This window comes from Xanthomonas sp. PPL134, from assembly GCF_040595915.1.
Lineage (GTDB): Bacteria > Pseudomonadota > Gammaproteobacteria > Xanthomonadales > Xanthomonadaceae > Xanthomonas_A > Xanthomonas_A indica.
In genome coordinates this window covers 67,463-83,802 of sequence record NZ_JAMDLL010000002.1, presented here as the reverse complement: position 1 = coordinate 83,802, position 16,340 = coordinate 67,463, and the positions used below count along the sequence as shown (strand labels likewise).

14 protein-coding genes are annotated in these 16,340 nt (G+C 71.2%); 4 read left to right on the top strand and 10 right to left on the bottom strand.

All coding sequences use genetic code 11. The features are described 5' to 3' along the window. The first annotated feature begins 225 nt into the window (after positions 1-225). Complete coding sequence (locus M3U25_RS05945; protein WP_355497505.1) at positions 226-1,506, top strand: phospholipase D-like domain-containing protein; 1,281 nt, start codon at positions 226-228, stop codon at positions 1,504-1,506. A 280-nt stretch (positions 1,507-1,786) separates the two neighbouring features. Continuing rightward, the gene (locus M3U25_RS05940; RefSeq protein ID WP_355497508.1) at positions 1,787-2,068 is read left to right on the top strand and encodes a hypothetical protein; all 282 of its coding nucleotides are present in this window, start codon (positions 1,787-1,789) and stop codon (positions 2,066-2,068) included. Positions 2,069-2,170: 102 nt separating this feature from the next. On the opposite strand, the gene M3U25_RS05935 is transcribed toward M3U25_RS05940, so the two are convergent. The 3 genes from M3U25_RS05935 to M3U25_RS05925 form a co-directional block, all read right to left on the bottom strand. Then, positions 2,171-2,611, bottom strand: a complete 441-nt coding sequence (locus M3U25_RS05935; protein ID WP_355497510.1) for a hypothetical protein — start codon at positions 2,609-2,611, stop codon at positions 2,171-2,173. Between the two features lie 148 nt (positions 2,612-2,759). Continuing rightward, the gene (locus M3U25_RS05930; protein WP_355497513.1) at positions 2,760-4,481 is read right to left on the bottom strand and encodes an ABC transporter ATP-binding protein; all 1,722 of its coding nucleotides are present in this window, start codon (positions 4,479-4,481) and stop codon (positions 2,760-2,762) included. A 99-nt stretch (positions 4,482-4,580) separates the two neighbouring features. Further along, the gene (locus tag M3U25_RS05925; RefSeq protein WP_355497516.1) at positions 4,581-5,642 is read right to left on the bottom strand and encodes a serine kinase; all 1,062 of its coding nucleotides are present in this window, start codon (positions 5,640-5,642) and stop codon (positions 4,581-4,583) included. A 184-nt stretch (positions 5,643-5,826) separates the two neighbouring features. Here M3U25_RS05925 and M3U25_RS05920 point away from each other — a divergent pair, with 184 nt between their 5' ends. Next, positions 5,827-7,329, top strand: coding sequence for a radical SAM protein (locus tag M3U25_RS05920; protein WP_355497519.1), 1,503 nt, complete (start codon positions 5,827-5,829; stop codon positions 7,327-7,329). Beyond that, on the top strand, positions 7,326-8,609 hold the full coding sequence (locus M3U25_RS05915) for a nucleotidyltransferase family protein (RefSeq protein ID WP_355497522.1): 1,284 nt from the start codon (positions 7,326-7,328) through the stop codon (positions 8,607-8,609). Before M3U25_RS05920 ends, M3U25_RS05915 begins: the two co-directional genes overlap by 4 nt. 164 nt (positions 8,610-8,773) lie before the next feature. Here the strand turns inward: M3U25_RS05915 and M3U25_RS05910 are convergent, their stop codons facing one another. From M3U25_RS05910 to M3U25_RS05880, 7 genes are all read right to left on the bottom strand, one after another. Beyond that, positions 8,774-9,910, bottom strand: coding sequence for a glycosyltransferase family 4 protein (locus M3U25_RS05910; protein WP_355497525.1), 1,137 nt, complete (start codon positions 9,908-9,910; stop codon positions 8,774-8,776). Then, positions 9,907-11,064: a glycosyltransferase family 4 protein gene (locus M3U25_RS05905; protein WP_355497528.1), complete on the bottom strand. Its 1,158-nt coding sequence runs from the start codon at positions 11,062-11,064 to the stop codon at positions 9,907-9,909. The genes M3U25_RS05910 and M3U25_RS05905 overlap by 4 nt, the downstream gene beginning before the upstream one ends. 2 nt (positions 11,065-11,066) lie before the next feature. Next, positions 11,067-12,578 (bottom strand): radical SAM protein, encoded by a 1,512-nt coding sequence (locus M3U25_RS05900; protein ID WP_355497532.1) that lies wholly within the window; start codon positions 12,576-12,578, stop codon positions 11,067-11,069. A 21-nt stretch (positions 12,579-12,599) separates the two neighbouring features. Continuing rightward, positions 12,600-13,295 carry a class I SAM-dependent methyltransferase gene (locus M3U25_RS05895; RefSeq protein WP_355497535.1) on the bottom strand — a complete coding sequence of 232 codons (696 nt, stop codon included), beginning with the start codon at positions 13,293-13,295 and terminating at the stop codon, positions 12,600-12,602. Further along, positions 13,292-14,527: an amidohydrolase family protein gene (locus M3U25_RS05890; protein ID WP_355497538.1), complete on the bottom strand. Its 1,236-nt coding sequence runs from the start codon at positions 14,525-14,527 to the stop codon at positions 13,292-13,294. Before M3U25_RS05890 ends, M3U25_RS05895 begins: the two co-directional genes overlap by 4 nt. Positions 14,528-14,529: 2 nt before the next feature. Then, positions 14,530-15,378: a class I SAM-dependent methyltransferase gene (locus tag M3U25_RS05885; RefSeq protein WP_355497541.1), complete on the bottom strand. Its 849-nt coding sequence runs from the start codon at positions 15,376-15,378 to the stop codon at positions 14,530-14,532. Between the two features lie 108 nt (positions 15,379-15,486). Then, entirely contained in the window at positions 15,487-16,332 is an 846-nt protein-coding gene (locus M3U25_RS05880) for a Wzz/FepE/Etk N-terminal domain-containing protein (protein WP_355497544.1), read from the bottom strand. Between the last annotated feature and the right edge of the window lie 8 nt (positions 16,333-16,340).

Genomic DNA, 16,340 nt, shown 5'->3' with positions numbered 1-16,340 from the left:
CAGTGGCGGCCGCTGCAACTGACGCGCACCGGCGGCATACCGAACCCTGGCGCGCTGTCGGCGCGCACAGCGCTGGCCTCCCCTTCCGGATCTCGTTCGCTACACGCGCCTCTCTATGACAGGTACGCGACCGCCGCGGGCTGCCCAGCCACGGCTGCTGCCGGTAGCATGCACGCGCACAGCCGTCCGGCATCCACTTTCCCAGCTTCCGCAAGGACCCTCAACGTGCGTCTTTCTTCCCTCGCCAGTGCGCATCGCGCGCGTCGCCTCCTGTCCGCCACGCTGGCTTGCCTGCTGCTTTCGGCAGCGACTGGGCTTGAGGCCCGGCCGCAGGCGTCGCAGTTCCAGATCGTCGAAAGCGTGCCCGAGGCCAGCGTCTACGGCGAGCCTGGGGTGCCGCGCACCCAGCAGACCTGGCTGGCCATGATCAATGGCGCCAAGCAGCGCATCGACATCGCCGCGTTCTACATTTCCGAGAAGCCCGGCACCGGCCTGACCCCGGTGCTGGACGCGCTGGCCGCCCGCGCCCGCGCCGGCGTGGCGGTGCATCTGCTGGTCGACCACACCTTCCTGGCCAAGAATCCCGACAGCGTCGCCTGGTTGCGCAAGGTACCGGGCATCACGGTGCGGGTGCTGCCGGTCGACACCCTGACCGGCGGCGTGCTGCACGCCAAGTACATGATCGTCGACGACGCCAGCGTGTTCGTCGGCAGCCAGAACTGGGACTGGCGGGCGCTGGAGCAGATCCACGAGATCGGCGCGCGCATCGACGATGCGCGGTTCGCCAAGACCTTCGCGGCCAGTTTCGATTACAGCTGGCGCCTGGCCGACGAAGGCGATCTGGCCAAGGCGCACGTGCGCGGCGTGCAGCCGCCGGACTTCGCGCCGGTCACCGCCACCGATCCGGTGCTGCTCGATGCCGGCAGCGACGCGCCACTGATCGCCTTCCCCGCGTTCAGCCCGCCAGCGCTGCAGCCGGCCTGGGTCACCGCCGAGGAGCCGGCGTTGGTCGACATGATCCGCGCCAGCCAGCATGCGCTGCGCATCCAGGTGATGACGCTCTCGGCGATTCGCAGCTTCGGACCCAAGGGCTGGTGGGCGCCGGTCGACAGCGCCATCCGCGATGCCGCCGCACGCGGCGTGCAAGTGCACATCATCGTCGCCGACTGGGCGCTGCGCGAACCGATGCAGGCGTATCTGAAAAGCCTTGCCGCGCTGCCGAACATCGCGGTGAAGTTCAGCCGCCTGCCGCCGGCGCCGCAAGGCTTCATTGCGTATGCGCGGGTGGAGCACGCCAAGTACGCGGTGGCCGACGACCGCAGCAGCGTCATCGGCACCGGCAATTGGGAATGGAGCTACTTCAACACCGCGGTGGACGCCTCGGTGTTCGTCAAGGGCAAGGGGCCGGCCGAGACGCTGACGCGCATCTTCGACCGCGACTGGAACGGGCCCTACGTGACCGCGCTGCAGCCTGGCCAGAACTACGAAGCGCCGCGTACCGAATAGGCTCAGCGTTCGTGCTGGCGGCATGCGGCATTCGGGGTTGAGCACTCCTGGGCCGATGCGCGCTTTGTCGCGTCATCGGACAGAGAACGCAGCCGAGATGGATATGCATCGTCGATGCGCCGGGGGCGCTGCGACGGCGTGCAACAGCCGTCCCCACGAGGCCTTAACCCACGCTCCCTATCCTGGCCCCGCGCTGGAGGGCGACGCTGCACCAGGCCTTGCCGCATGCGCTGCGACGTGCGCCTCCAACTGCGTACGGACATCCAAACAAGGAGACGTCATGAAGAAGTTGCACGCATTCGTGTTCGCAGGGAGCTTGCTGGGACTCGCCTCGCCGGCCTTCGCCGAGCTCGCCAATCTGACCAACAGCGCCGACGGCGCCAACCGCGACGCCGGTATTGCCGCGGTCAAGAAGAAGTTGCAGGACGCCTGCACCGAACGCAAGGGCAAGCCGGACCCCAACTCGTTCGAGGTGGTGTTCGAGAAGACCAGCCAGAATCCGGACGTGCCCAAGCCATACTACGTGGATGGGAAGATGAAGTGCGACATCCCGCAGGGCTGAGCTGGATGTCAGGTGGATTCAGCCCGCACATGCGCCTGAATACGAACAAGGCCCTGCTTGCGGGGCCCTGCTTCTCCGGATGCGCCGCGCACATCTGCTCCGTCACCTGCCGATGAATCCCGACGGCAGCTCCACCGACGGTCTGCACCGCAAATAATTGCGATCGCGGTCCAGCGCCTGTTCCCAGCCGTTGCCGACTTTGCGGATCACGCGTCCCTCCGAACAGGAAACACCAGCGGCCCGCGCTTCGGCAGTGCCCAGCGCGGGAATGTCGAGCTGGATCTGCGACGGCCGTGGCCGGCCGAAGGTATGGGCCAGGCTGTCCTGCATGGAGAAGTCCACGTGTTCGCAATAAGCATGGGTCCAGGGACGCGGATCGTTTGCCAGCAGCTTGCGGCAATCCAGGCGTGGAATCGGCGCGACGTTACGCTGCGGATTCACACGCTCGATGCCCCGCCCGCTCGCGGCGCGCGTTTGCGCGAATGTGCTCGCCGAGACGGCGATGAGCAGCAGCCCTGCGGCCGCCCGTTGCATGACGTCCATGATCTCCCCTTCTGTGCGGAGAGCTTAGCGAGGTCCACTCCATGGCGCTTAGACAAAACCGCGCGTAGCACCCGTCGACGCCCAGCGCATCGGGCGCGCAGGTGCGGAGACAACGGCACCTGGGCCCGCAAGGCACAGCCGCGCTCGCTCAGGACGCGCGATCGGCCAACAGCAGTGGCGCGGCAGTCGCGCGTTGCACCATCACGCACTGGTCGGCGATGGCGGACAGGCCCAGGCGGTGCGAGACCGCCACCAGCGCGGTGTGCGGCAAGCGGCGCCGCAGCGCGCCCAAGACTTGCTGCTCGGCGGCGGCGTCGAGGGCGCTGGTGGCTTCGTCGAGCAAGGCCACGCGTGGTCGGCGCAACAGCACCTGGGCGAGCAGCAGCCGCTGCAGCTCGCCGCCGGAAAGGCGTGCACCGACGCCGTGTGCGGCGGTGTCCAGACCGCCGCCGCACTGCAGGTGCGCGGCGAGGCCCACATCGCGCAGCGCGTCCCACATCGCTGCCTCGCTCACGGTCGGCGCCGCCCAGGCCAGGCACTGCCGCACCGTGTGCTGCCAGGGCCGCACGCCCTGGGCAACGTAGGCCAGGGGCTGCAGTGCCGCGCGATAGCCGGCGAAGTCGAGCGTGCGGCCGTCGCAGTGGGCGGCGAACTGCGGGGGCGCGACCATGCCGGCCAGGACGTCCATCAGACTGCTTTTGCCGACCCCGGACGGGCCGCTGATCAGGGTCAGGGTGCCTGGTGCCAGAACCAGATCGTTCAAGGTGACCGCGGCCAGCGGCGGTGCCAGGCCGATGCGTTCGATCTGGATCGGTGGCGATGGTGCTAGCGCGGCCGCTGCAGCGGGCTGTGCCGCCGCCGGAGCCTGCAATGCCGGCCCCGGCGTGCCAAGTGCGACGTAGCGCTGCCACAGGTCCAATGCCGGTGCGGCCGAGCGCAGTTGCTGCACGCTCTGCCGGGTCGAGACCAGGTACGGCAGCAGCCGCCCCAGCAGCAGGCCGACGGTGATCAGCGCGCCGCGGTCGATGCCATGCCACACCCCGGCCAACAGCATGATCGCGGCGATGGCCGCTACCGCCGCCAGTTCCAGCAGCAGGCGGCCGGAGGCGACCAGCGCCTGCTGCCGTGCGTAGCCATCGGCGAGCCGGCCGGCGATCGCGTCGTAGGCTTCCTGCTCGCGCGCCTCGCGGGCGAACGAGCGCACGTGGCGCAGGCGCCGCGGGAAATCCTCGCTGAGCCAGAACAGCCGGGTCATGTCGGCGACGTACTGGCGGCTGACCTGGGCCTGTTCGTGGCCGGCGGTGCGGAAGGCAAGCAGGCCCAGCGCCAGCAGCGGCGGCAGCGCCAGCACCAGGATGGGCGAGACCAGGAACGCGGCGGCCAGGCTTACTGCCGCGGTGATCGCTGCCACCAGCAGTTGCAGCAGCGCGCTGAAGCCCTGCACCACGATCTCGACGTTGTAGGTGAGCAGGTTGGCGATTTCCGCCGAACTGGCATCGGCCAGTGCCGGCAATGGCGCCTGCAGCAAGCGCGCGTGCACGTGCCTGCGCAGACCCAGCGCGTGGCGGCTGGCCAGATCCGCGGCCAGTCGCGTCCCCCACCAGCGCAGCAGCGCGAAGCCGCTGCTGGCGGCGACGAACAGCAGGGTCTGCGCGAAGAAGCCGGTCGGCAGCGGCAAGGCGTGGCCGGCCAGCGTCAGCACATGGCCGGGTTGCACCAGCGGCACCAATGCGACCGCGGCCAATGCGCCGGCCAGCGCGCCGAGCAGCGACAGCAGCACGTACCCGGCGATGCGCAGGCGTTCGCCGCGGCCGAGCACGGCGACGAAGGCACGCAGCAAGTGCGATGCGGGGTCCGGGTGCGCGCTCATCGGCTGGTGTCTGCGTGATTGGCGATCGACGCCGCGCCCAGTCGGCAAGCATGCGCGCCGGCATCATGCATTGCCGGTTTCCTCGTGGCGCGCGGGGGCTCAAGCCAACAGCGTCTGCAGTGCATCGACCGAAGCCTCCGGATGCGTGCCGCGCTGCAGCTCGTACACGCCCAGCCGCTGCAACTGGCGCGCGAACAATGGCCAATGCGGCTGGCCGGCGGCATAGGGCTGGTCCGCGGCCAGACGCGCGGCCACATCCGCGTCAGGCACAGGCTGCAGCAGACGCTGCGGATCTGCCGCCAAAGTGGCTGAGACGAACACCGCCGCGACCAGCCGCAACGGTGCCTGGGCCAGGCGTCCGTCGCCCTGGCGGATGTCCACCTCATGCTTGAGCGCACCGCTGCGGCGGCGGATCAGCGGCGCCGCGGCGATCCAGGCGCGGGTCTGCGGATCGAGCAGACGCAACAGCTCCGGCCGCAGGTGCAGGAAGTTGCCGATGCCGGTGGCGAGCAGGTACTGCGGTGCGACGAACAGGGCGTCCTCGGCGAGGAACTCCAGTCCGCGCAGCAGACTGTGCAGGGCCAGCGTGGACTTGCCGGCGCCGCTGCCGCCGAGCAGCAGCACGCCGCGGCCATCGCGGCCGACGCAGGCGCCGTGCAGCGGCACCAGGTGCATGCCGCGCGCGGCCAGGACGAACACCGCGAATTCGATCAGTTCGTAACGCACATGGTAGGCGTGGGCGAGCATGTCCTCGGACACCACCACCAGCGCCCTGCCCTGCTCGGGCACCAGCACCACGTAGTTGTGCGCATCGATCACCCCGCTCAGCACGCCGGCGCCGGAATGGGTCTGCACCGGCGGCGGCTCCACCGCCAGCGCGTAGGGTGCGTCGCCGCGGTCCACCAGGGTCAGCTCGATGCGGAACGAAGCGCTCTCCGGCAGGCGATGCGCCGGTACCGCGCCGAAGGCCGCTTCCACCAAGGCCAGCAGCGCCGGACTGTTGCTTTCGAAGTGGAAGCGGCCGCCGAGCAGTTGCTTGCTGAGCGTGTGCGGGCGCCGCAGTCGGGTGTGGAACGGGTCGCAGGCGCCGCCGGCAGCGACGACGGGCGTGGCGTGGTCGCTGGCCGCCACGTCCAGAACACGCAGGGTCGATCGCGGCATCGGAGAAGAGTCGCCTGGGGGGATGCAGCGTGGGTGCGCTTGCCGCAGCCAAAGGTTGCGCCGGCGGCAACCACGCGGCGCGCAACCAAACGACGCAGCCCCGGCACCTACCGCCACGGCCACCTGCGCGCGGCCATCGCTGCATGCGCCCTTCCCCCGCGGCGCCGAACGAGACCTTCCGCCGATGCTCAAGATCCAGGTCAGCCACTCCTACTTCCTGCGCTACGACCCCAAGCAATGGGAACGCGGAAAACCGTACCCGCCGCTGGCCACGCTGCAGGTGGCGGCGCTGCTGCGCCAGCACGGGCACGCGGTGACGCTGTTCGACGCGATGCTGGCCGAGGGCGTGGAGGACTACGACGACGCCGTCCGCACGCAGCGGCCGGACCTGGTGGTGGTCTACGAGGACAACTTCAACTTCCTCACCAAGATGTGCCTGAGCCGGATGCGCGAGGCCGCGTGCCGGATGATCGCCGAGGCGCGCGGCGGCGGCAGCCGGGTGATCGTCGCCGGCTCCGACGCATCGGACCATCCGGAGGCATTCCTTGCCGCCGGTGCCGACGCGGTGCTGATCGGCGAAGGCATCGCGGCCTTGCTGGAACTGGTGGCACGCCTGCAGGCGGAACCGGACATCGCCCCGGCGCGCTGGGTGGCCGGCCTGGCCGAGGTGGCCAGTGCGGTGCTGCCGAAGCTCAAGCGCGCGCAGATCGGCGCGCGGCCACCGGATCCGCGGCTGTCGGTGACCGCGGCGTGGGACTTGCTGGACATCGCACGGTACCGTGCGTTCTGGCAGCAGCGGCACGGCCATTTCAGCCTGAACATGGCCGCCTCGCGTGGCTGCCCGTTCCGCTGCAACTGGTGCGCCAAGCCGATCTGGGGCAATCACTACAAGCGCCGCGAGGCGCAGGACGTGGCCGCGGAGATGACCCAGCTGAAGCGCAACGTCGCGCCCGATCATGTGTGGATGGCCGACGACATCTTCGGCTTCCACGTCGACTGGGTGGAGGACTTCGCCGACGCGCTGGCCGCCGCCGATGGCGCGGTGCCGTTCACCATCCAGACCCGCGCCGATCTGTGCAGCGAGCGCATGACCGCGGCCCTGGCGCGGGCCGGTTGCCGCGAGGCCTGGATCGGCGCCGAGAGTGGCAGCCAGCGCATCCTCGACAAGATGACCAAGGGCACCGACGTGGAGGGTGTGATCGCCGCACGCCAGCGCTTGGGGGCGCAAGGGATTCGCGTCGGCTTCTTCCTGCAGCTGGGCTACCTGGACGAACAGCTGGAGGACATCCTCGCCACGCGCCGGCTGGTGGCGCAGGCGCGCCCGGACGACATCGGCGTCAGCGTGTCCTATCCCCTGCCCGGCACCGTGTTCTACCAGCAGGTCAAGGATCAGCTCGGGCGCAAGACGCATTGGCAGGATAGCGACGACCTGGCGATGATGTTTCGCGGCGCCTACGACTCGGCGTTCTACCGCCAGGTGCGCGACCTGCTGCACCGGCAGGTGGACCTGCAATGCCGCGAAGACGCGGCCCCGGCGCACGCGCAGGACTGGGCACTGCTGGAGGCCGACTGGGCGGCGCTGATCGCGCGCGAGGCGCAGCATCGGACCGAGGCGCCACCCGCCCAGGCGGAAAAGGCGCTCGCCGTGGGCGGCCGCCGCCGCATCCCGCTGGTGCAGCGCGCATGACCGACGTGGCGACGCCATCGAATCCGGCCGTGGCGGCCGAGCTGCCGACAGCCGCACCGGCGGCGGCGCCCGCGTCACTGCCGCTGCGGCGCATCGGCCGCGGCCTGCGCCTGGCCACCGAGACCCTGGCGCACGAACTGGCGCGCCCCGGCGGGCCGATGCTGACCTGGAACGGCCTGCACTGGCAACTGGCCGCGGCGGCGGCGGTGGCGCATGGCGTGGCGCCGCTGCTGAGCCGGCGCTCGCAATGGCCGGACCGGCCGTGGCGCGCGTTCCTGGACGGGCAGCGCGAACATGTGGCGCATCGCTACCAGCGCATCGCCGCACTGCTGCAGCGGATCGACGCCCTGGCGCAGACCGCCGGTCTGGCGATCGTGCCGCTGAAGGGCGCGGCGCTGCATGCGCAAGGTCTGTATCGGCCGGGCGACCGGCCGATGGCCGACATCGACCTGCTGGTGCGTCCGCAGGACGCCGAGCGCGCAGCGACGCTGCTCGGCGCACTGGGCTACGTGGCCGAGTTCACGCAATGGAAGCACCAGACCTTCCGCCCGGCACAGGCGCAGGCCGTGGCCGCGCTGGGCGAGCACCGCGATACGCCGATCAACATCGAACTGCATGTACGCATCCAGGAGCGCCTGCCGCTGCGCACCGTCGACCTCGGCACGCAACTCCTGCCGCGCGACGGCAAGCCCGGCTTGCATCCCTACCCGAGCAACGGCGCGCTGATGCGCCATCTGCTGCTGCACGCGGCCGGCGGGCTGTGCAGCCGCAGCCTGCGGCTGATGCACCTGCACGACCTGGCCCTGCTCGCCCCGCACATGCGCGCCAGCGACTGGCAACTCGTGGCCGGAGCCGATGCCTGGTGGGCGTGGCCGCCGCTGCGGCTGATGTTGCGTTACTACCGTGCGGCGATTCCGCCGGCGGTCCTGAAGCAACTGCGTGCGCAATGTCCGCCGCTGCTGCGGCTGCGTGCGCGCGGGCTGGACCTGACCGCGGCGTCCTGTTCGCAACTGTGGCTGCCGGCACTGCCGGGCATCGAATGGGCACGCTCTGGCCACGAAGTGCTGGGCTATCTGCGTCAGCGCCTGCAGCCCTCGACGGAAAGCCGGCAGGAACGTGCCGAGATGATCCGCACCCAACTGTGGCTGCAGGGCCAGGACTGGGTGCGCCTGCCGCAGCGGCGCCGCGTGCTGCAGCGGCTGCTGCATCCGGTGCCGCGGATGGACACGCTGTATGCAGTGCGGACCGCGCTGCAGGACTATGTGCCATCGCCGGATTGACGCTCGCTGTCACTGGAGAGCGCGGTGAATTGCCGTTGTGGGAGCGGCTTCAGCCGCGACAGGCGTCACCGCTGGTGGCTGTCGCGGCTGAAGCCGCTCCTACAAGACGAGCCGATACAACACGATTGTCGCGAAAGCGCGTTGTCCCAACGCCGCGCTGCGCATCAGCCATCCTGCGCCACGCGCCGGCCGTCGGCGCTGCGCGGTGCACATAGACGCTGGTACAACGCGGTGAAGCCACGCATGCTGCAGTCGGCGTCTTCCCGCACGGCCCGGCATTGCGCCGCCCAGGCCAGCCGCAGGCGCAGTTCGTCGTCGCCGAGCACCTGCCGCAGCGCATCGGCCAGCCCGGCCCAGTCCCCCACCGGCACCGCCAGCGCCGCCGATGGCGCCCACTCCTGCAGATGCCCGACCGAAGTCCCCACCGTCGGCACCCCGGCCACCGCCGCTTCCAGCAGCACCAGCGGCCCGGCCTCGTGCCGCGACGACAGCACCAGCAGATCCGCCGCCTCCACCAGCGGCCGCAGGTCGCGCTGGGTCTTGAAGCCGAGGAAACGCACGCGCTCGCTCAGGCCCAAGCTGTCGGCCAGGCGCTGCATCGCGCCGTCGAGCGTGTCCACGCCGACCAGGTCGATGCGGAAGTCCACGCCGGAACGCGCCAGCGCGGCGAGTGCTTGCAGCAAGGTCGGCTGGTCCTTGACTGGATTGAGGCTGGCCACGTGCAGCAGCCGCGCCGGCCCGTCCCCGCGCGCACGCGGCGCGCGTGGCGGCCAGGCGCGCAGGTCCACGCCCAGCGGCACGCGTTCGGCGGCGATGCCCAGCGCCCGCAGGCTGTCGAGGATGGGCGCGCTGGCCGCGGTCACGGCACTCGCCAGGCGCAACACCAGCGCCTCGCGCAGCCGCCCCTGCCATTTGCGCCGGCCGCCGTAGCCGATCGCGTGCAGCGCGACCAGCTCGCCGCCGGCGATGTGCACCAGGCTCGGCCGTCGCAGCCAGCCCGCCGCCGCCACTGCGATCAGGCTGCAGTGGCCGGAAAACAGCGACTGCACCAGGTCGAACGGTGCGCGGCGGTGCTCGGCGCGGATCGCCGCGATCGCGCGCCAGCGGGTGCGCACCGCGCCGATGTTGTGGATGCGTGCGCCCAGCAGCTCCCACTGCGCCGGCAGCGGTTCCTGGTGCAGCACGAATACGTGCAGGTCGTGCACGCGCGCCAGGCGTTCGATCAGGCTCAGGAAGGCCGGAATCACCCGGTATTCGCCGCTGCGGTCGACGCCGCCCGGCACCACCAGCGCCAGCTTCATGGCACGCTCCGCGGCGCGGCGCCGAGCAGCTGCGCATAGGCGCGCGCCCAGCGCCGCCCCACCGCCGCGAACGACAGTTGCGCGTCGAAATGCGCCCGCACCAATGCCCGCGACGGGCCGTCGCGCGATGCCTGCAGCAGCGCGGTGGCCAGGCGTTCGGCATCGCCGCAGGGCCACAGCGCTCCGATCCGGCCGCCATCGCTGAGCGCACGGAACGCCGGGATGTCGGTCAGCACCGGCACCGCGCCGCAGGCATAGGCCTCCAGCGCGGCGTAGCCGCAGCTCTCGGCCAGGCTGGCGGATACGAAAAGGTCGGCCGCACGCATCAGGGTCTGGATCTGCGCATGCGCCACCCTGCCCAGCAGGTGCACGCGGCCGGTCAGCCGCGGATCGGCCTGGATGCGCTGTTGCACCATCGGCAGCAGCGGCGCAGTGCCGAACGCGCAGAACAACTGCAGTCCGGGCAATTGCTCGCTGGCCCGGGCCACCCCTTCGAGCACGGTGAGCGGATCCTTGCCCTCGCTCAGATGGCCGACCCACAGCACGCAGGGCGCGCCGTGCAGTCCGCTGTCGCGGCGTGCCTGGTCGCGCTCGCCGGGAGTGAAACGACAACTGGATTCGGGAATGGCGAACAGGCGCGTGGAGCCGGTGAACAACCCGGCACCGACGAAGCCGCGCGCCAGGTCCAGCGAGGTGAAGGCGATGCCGGCCGCCGCCGCGTACCAGCGCCGCCACTGCGGTCGCCGCCACCAGCGCGGCGGGCGATTGGCGTGGTCCTGCAGCAGGATCGGCCGCGATGGCTGCCAGCGCGCCAGCGTCGCCGCCTCGCGCGCGAACTGCAGGCCGTGCACGTGCACCACGTCGGCGTCGAGTTCGGCCAGCAATGCGGCGATGCGCTGCAGATGGCGCCGGCGCCCGGCATCGGCACGGCGCAGGAAGTGATAGTCGACGCCGTTGCGCCACAACTGCGCATCGACCGCGGCGGTCTGGATCACCGACACGCGGGTGCCGGCGCTGGCCACCGCGTCGGCGATGTCGGCCAGCGACGGCCACAGCGCGAACGCCTGCTCCGGCGTTACCCCATCCGGCAGCGGCACGAAGTTGAGTTGCACCGCGTGCACGGCGCGGGCGACATTTGCGGCGTTGGCGGCCATGCTCAGATCCCGGACACCTGCGGCCGGTGCAGGCGCACCAGCCGGTTGGCCAGGTTCAGCTCCCACGGCCGGTCGTAGCGCCGGTAGCGGTAGCGCCAGGCGGCCAGGGCGCTGAGCCCGCGCTTGGCCCAGCCCGGCGAGCGCTGGTCCTGCGCAGTGGGATAGCGGCAGCCGAGCACGGTGACGAAATCGCGGATGCGCTGGCGCAGCGCATCGGTGAGCCAGGGCGCATCGGCGTGGCAGGCGTAGTCCACCCATTGCGGCTGCGCCCATTCCTCCGGCGTGCGTGGGAACTGCACCGGCACGCCGTCGCGGTCGAGCAAGGGCATGCCGGCGCGCCGGCCGCGGTCCTTCTCGTGGCGACTGCTCTCGGGCAGCGGGGTGTAGACGTAGACGATGATTTCCGACCGCGGGTTGATCCGCTTCAGCTCGCGGATGAACTCGAAGGTCTGCTCGGTCTCGCGCTCGCTGTCCTGCGGTGGCGCGACCATGAACGACAGTTCGGGGATCACCCCGTTGCGCCGGCACAGCTCGGCCACTGCCAGGGTCTGGTCCGGCCGGGTGCCCTTGCGGATCTCCTTGAGCATCGCCCCGCTCGGCGACTCGGCGCCGATGTAGGCCATGCGCAGGCGGCTCTTGCGCACCAGCTTCCAGGTGCTCTCGGACAGGTTGAGCAGCGCGTCGGCGCGTGCATAGCACCACCACGGCAGTTCCAGCTTCGCCATCACCTCCAGCAGCGCGATCATGTCGGCTTCGCGGTCGAAGAAGTTGTGGTCGAAGAACTGGATCGAGTCGGCGCCCAGGCCGTACTTCAGATACCCAAGCTCGCGGTCCAGGCGCGCCGCGGTCGGCAAGGCGGTGGCGCCGCCGAACATCGCCGCCACCCCGCAGAAGGTGCAGCGGAAGCGACAGCCCAGCACGGCCTGGTGCGAGGCGGTGCGGCGGCCGAGGAAGGTGCGGCCGAGATAGCGGCGCGGCTCGCCGAGCTTCTCGTACGGCAGCGACGGCAGCGCGTCGCCGCGCTGGAAGGCGCGGTTGCGGTTGTGCACCACGGCGCCATCCTGCTTCCAGGACAGCCCATCGACCTGCGCCAGCGTCGGCCCCTCGCCGCGCAAGGCGGCCAGCAGTTCCGGCAAGGTGTCCTCGCCCTGCGCGCGGATCGCGTAATCCACGTACGGCGCGGCCAGCGCGGTGTCCGGGTACAGCGTGGGGAAGTAGCCGCCCCAGACGATCGGCAGCGCCGGGAAGCGCGCGCGGATGGCCTGCGACAGCGCGATCGACGGCGCCAGTTGCGGCCCGCCCATCACGCTGATGCCGACCGCGTCATAGTGCTGCTCCTGCAGCGCCTGCAGGCTGCGGTCGATGAAATCGCGGTCGACGTTGCCGTCGATGATGCGGCTGTCGCCGTGGCGATCCAGCGCCGCCGCCAGGTTCAGCAGCGACAGCGGGAAGCGGGCGCTGGACGGCTTGGTGATGGTGGGATTGACCAGCAGCGTGTTGGGTGTGGAGGACATGGCGGGCGAACGCAGGAGGGGTCACGGCAGGCGCCGCAGGCGCAGCACCAGGGCCACCGGCACCTGCAATGCAGCGGGATCGAAATGGGCGCCGGCGGGAATGTCCGCCGGGTCGAGCATCGGTTCGCTGACGGCGTCGATGGCCAGCCCGAGCGCGGCGCAGGCGGCATGCCAGTGGCTGTACAGATGCTGGGTATGACGCATGGCGTAGCGCTGGCCGCCGGCCTTGAAGTCGCGGCGCCATCCCAGCGCCGGGCCGATCGGGTGCACGTCGCTGCACAGCACCCAGCCGCCCGGCCGGGTGACGCGGCGCAGTTCCGCCAGGGCCGGCGGCAACTGCGGCAGATGCCCCAACGCCAGCGCGCAGAGACTCAGGTCGACGCTGGCGTCGGCCAGCGGCAGGGCCTCCAGGCTGCCCTCGCGCAAGGTGCAGCGGCCGCCATCGACGTCGGCCAGCTCCTGCGCGGCGCGCGCCAGCATCTGCGGCGACAGGTCCACGCCGGTGACGTGGTCGGCGCCGCGCTGCAGCGCATGCAGCAGATAGCGGCCGCTGCCGCAGCCGGCATCGAGCACGTGCTGCCCGCGCAACGACGGCGGCAGCAAGGCCAGCATGGCGCGCTGCTCGGCCTGCATCACCGGGTTGTGCGCCTGCGCCGGGTAGCTGTCCGCCCACAGCGCATAGGCAGCCAGCGGATCAAGGGTCGGGATCGCGCTCATGCCAGGCATTTCTGCGACAACTGGGTCAGGCGTGAGCGCGGCGGTGCAACCCGGACTTCCAGGCCCGGCTCCAGCGCCAGCAGCGCCGGGTCGGCAAGTTCTGCGGCGAGCAACTTCGGCACGCCGTCCAGCGTCACCGGCACCGTGGCCACGCCGGACGCGGCGAACCACGCGGCGAAATCGGGATCGGCGATCCGCGGCCGCCCGTCGCGCACCACTGCACGCAGTGCGCTGCGCGGCAGCCCGACCAGGCTCCGGGCCGGCGCGCCGCCACGGTCGGCGACGATCACCAGATCGGCATGCGCGCCCGGCCCCAGATGGCCGCGATCCGGCAAGCGCAGGATGTCGGCCGCGGCGGTGGTGGCCAGGCGCAGGGCCTGGGTCGCGTCCAGGCCGTGCGTGACGGCCAGGCCCAGGTCGTCGAGCAGGTCGCGGCCGCTGCTGACGCGCGCATCGCTGCCCAGCGCCAGGCGCCCGGCGGCGTTCAGGCGCTGCGGGTCCAGGGTACGTCCGAGCAGGGTCAGGTTGCTGCTCGGGCACCACACCACGGCAGCGCGGCGGGCGAGCACGCGCGTGACGTCGTCCGCGCTCAGGCCGACGCCGTGGATCAGCACCGTGTTGCCGGCCAGGTAGCCGCGCCGCTCCAGCTCGGCGAGTTCGCCGGCGGCCGCCGTGTCGGTGCCTTCGGCCAGGTGGATCATCCACGGCCAGCTGCATTCGGACGCCGCGGCGAAGCTCTGCGCCAGCGGCGGGCCGTAATCGGGGCCCCGCAAGGTATAGCTCCAGCCGAACTCGCGCAGCAGCGCCACCGGGAAGTCGGCCGCGTCCAGCGCCGCATGCCAGGGATCGTGGTGGGCGACGCAGGTCACCCCCGCCAGCAGGTTCTTCAACCCGCCATGGCGCAGCCGCAGCGGCTTGGGCAGCGCCAGCGCGGCGGCGACCGCCGGGGTGCGGAAATGCGCGGCGAAGGCGTCGATCCAGGCGTAGCTGTTGGCGAATGGCGCGGTCTGCGGCAGCGGCGGCACTGCATTGACGTGCAGATGGTCGTGCGCGTTGATCAGGCCGGGCAGCACCAGGTGCCCAGGCAAGGCGATGCGCAGCGCGGTCGGCGTGGCCGCCGCGGCGATGCGGCCGGCGCGCAGCGCCAGCGGCGCGTGCACCGCGCCGGCGGCGGCATGCGCGACGCGCACACCGTCCAGGCAGACGTCGACGGGGGCGGCAGGCACGGCCATGCTCAGCGCTTGCGCATCACGATCAGGAAGTGATCGCCCATGTCGCGCAGCAACGGCCAGCCGCCGATACGGTCGTCGAGGCGGCCCAGCGCCTCGCCCAGGCGCGGGTGGCGCTGGTAGTGGTCGACCAGGTACGGCGGCGGCAGGCACAGGCTGAGCGCGCGGTACGACTCCAGCGCGAAATGCGGTGCGAACACGCGGTAGAACTCGCGTGGCAGGTAGTACCAGGTCCAGATCGTGTGCCCGTTCATGCCCACCGCGGTGGCGCCGCGCGCCGCGCGGACGGCGGCACGGCGCAGCCGCCCGCGCAGCAGATAGTGGCCCAGCTCCCACGGACACAGCCGGCCGATCACCGAAAACACCAGGCGGCCGTCGCGGCGCAGCAGCCGAGCGCAGTGGCCGGCGACCTCGGGCAGATCCGGCGCGCAGTTGAGCGGGCCGAAGTTGGAGTACATGCCGTCGAACTCGCCGTCGAGCAGATCCAGCTGCTGGATGCCGACATGGGCCACGCTGAGCCGCCCATGCAGGCTCGGATCCTGGGCGCGGCCACGGGTGCGTTCCACCATCTGCGGCGACCAGTCGGTGGCCAGCACGCGGTAGCCGCGCTGGGCGAAGGCATGCGCGTCCAGACCGGTGCCGCAACCCAGGTCGACCAGGCGCGAGCCAACCGGCAACTGCGTGCCCACCGTGTCCCACAGGGTCTTGCGCATGCGCTGGATCAGCGCGTTGTTGCCGCGCGGGCCATCGTAGTCGGCAGCCACGCTGTCGAAGGCGCGCTGCGTGTCCAGCAACCGCACCGGGTCCAGAGTGGTCGTGTGCGCCGTCGCGCCCGCCTTGCCGTTCGCTGTCACCTGCACCTCTCCACTGCCCTGCCCTTGTCGAAATCCACGCGCATCGATCGCGCGGTACTGCAGGTAGGTGCGGCGGCAGCGCCGTTTGGTTGAATCGGCGAGGTGCCGTCAGGCGATGGCGTGCGCCCGTACCGTCCGCGCCTGGCGCCGGCGCAGTGCGTTGCGCGCCACCGCGGCCAGCACGCCACTGCCGAGCCCGGCCAACAGGGCCGCCGCCAGCACCAACACCGGATTGGGGAACGCCGCGCGCGGCGGCACGTAGGTCTGCCAGGGCGCCGAGGTGTCGTAGGTGTAGCGGGCGCCGAGCCGGCCGAGCAGATCCTCGCGTTCGGCCTTGAGGCCGCGCAGCGTGGTGGTCTTCTCCGACAGCAGCATGTTGCCGAGCAATTGCTGCTCGACGCTGCCGCGGCCGTCGCGCTGCTGCTGCAGCAGGCGCTCGCGCTCGGCCTGGGTGGCGGCAATGTCCGCGGCCAGTTCCTGCAACCGCGCAGTGGCCTGCTGCAGCGGCCCGGCCTGGATGCGCCGGTGCAACGCCTGCAGCTGTGCGATGGTGGCCGCGGCGAGTTGCCGCGCCTGCTGCGGCGATTCGGCGCGCAGGGTCAACTGGATCAAATTGGCGTACGGGTCCGGGTCCAGCTTGAGGCTGTCGCGGTACAGCGCGGCCTGGCGGCTGTCCGGCGCGACGCCGGCGCTGTGCAGCACCTGGTCCTGGAACAGCCGCGTCTTGATCCGGTCGATCACCCGCTGGAACGGTTCCAGCTTGGGGTCGCGTCCGGCCGGGGTCGGGCCGAACTCGCCGACCTGCACCCAGGCGGTGGCCTGCCACTGGCGGGTTGTGCCGTGCAGGAACAGTGCCGCCAGCGCCAATGCCAGCAGCAGTGGCAGCAGGCACCAGCGCCATTCGCGCCGCAGGATCCGCCACAGGTCGATCAGGTAGATTTCGTCTTGGGGCATGGCGGTAT

Coding starts and splice junctions, on each gene's coding strand:
- M3U25_RS05940 (WP_355497508.1), top strand. CDS start 1,787: ATGAAGAAGTTGCACGCATTCGTGTTCGCAGGGAGCTTGCTGGGACTC.
- M3U25_RS05935 (WP_355497510.1), bottom strand. CDS start 2,611: ATGGACGTCATGCAACGGGCGGCCGCAGGGCTGCTGCTCATCGCCGTC.
- M3U25_RS05930 (WP_355497513.1), bottom strand. CDS start 4,481: ATGAGCGCGCACCCGGACCCCGCATCGCACTTGCTGCGTGCCTTCGTC.
- M3U25_RS05925 (WP_355497516.1), bottom strand. CDS start 5,642: ATGCCGCGATCGACCCTGCGTGTTCTGGACGTGGCGGCCAGCGACCAC.
- M3U25_RS05920 (WP_355497519.1), top strand. CDS start 5,827: ATGCTCAAGATCCAGGTCAGCCACTCCTACTTCCTGCGCTACGACCCC.
- M3U25_RS05915 (WP_355497522.1), top strand. CDS start 7,326: ATGACCGACGTGGCGACGCCATCGAATCCGGCCGTGGCGGCCGAGCTG.
- M3U25_RS05910 (WP_355497525.1), bottom strand. CDS start 9,910: ATGAAGCTGGCGCTGGTGGTGCCGGGCGGCGTCGACCGCAGCGGCGAA.
- M3U25_RS05905 (WP_355497528.1), bottom strand. CDS start 11,064: ATGGCCGCCAACGCCGCAAATGTCGCCCGCGCCGTGCACGCGGTGCAA.
- M3U25_RS05900 (WP_355497532.1), bottom strand. CDS start 12,578: ATGTCCTCCACACCCAACACGCTGCTGGTCAATCCCACCATCACCAAG.
- M3U25_RS05895 (WP_355497535.1), bottom strand. CDS start 13,295: ATGAGCGCGATCCCGACCCTTGATCCGCTGGCTGCCTATGCGCTGTGG.
- M3U25_RS05890 (WP_355497538.1), bottom strand. CDS start 14,527: ATGGCCGTGCCTGCCGCCCCCGTCGACGTCTGCCTGGACGGTGTGCGC.
- M3U25_RS05880 (WP_355497544.1), bottom strand. CDS start 16,332: ATGCCCCAAGACGAAATCTACCTGATCGACCTGTGGCGGATCCTGCGG.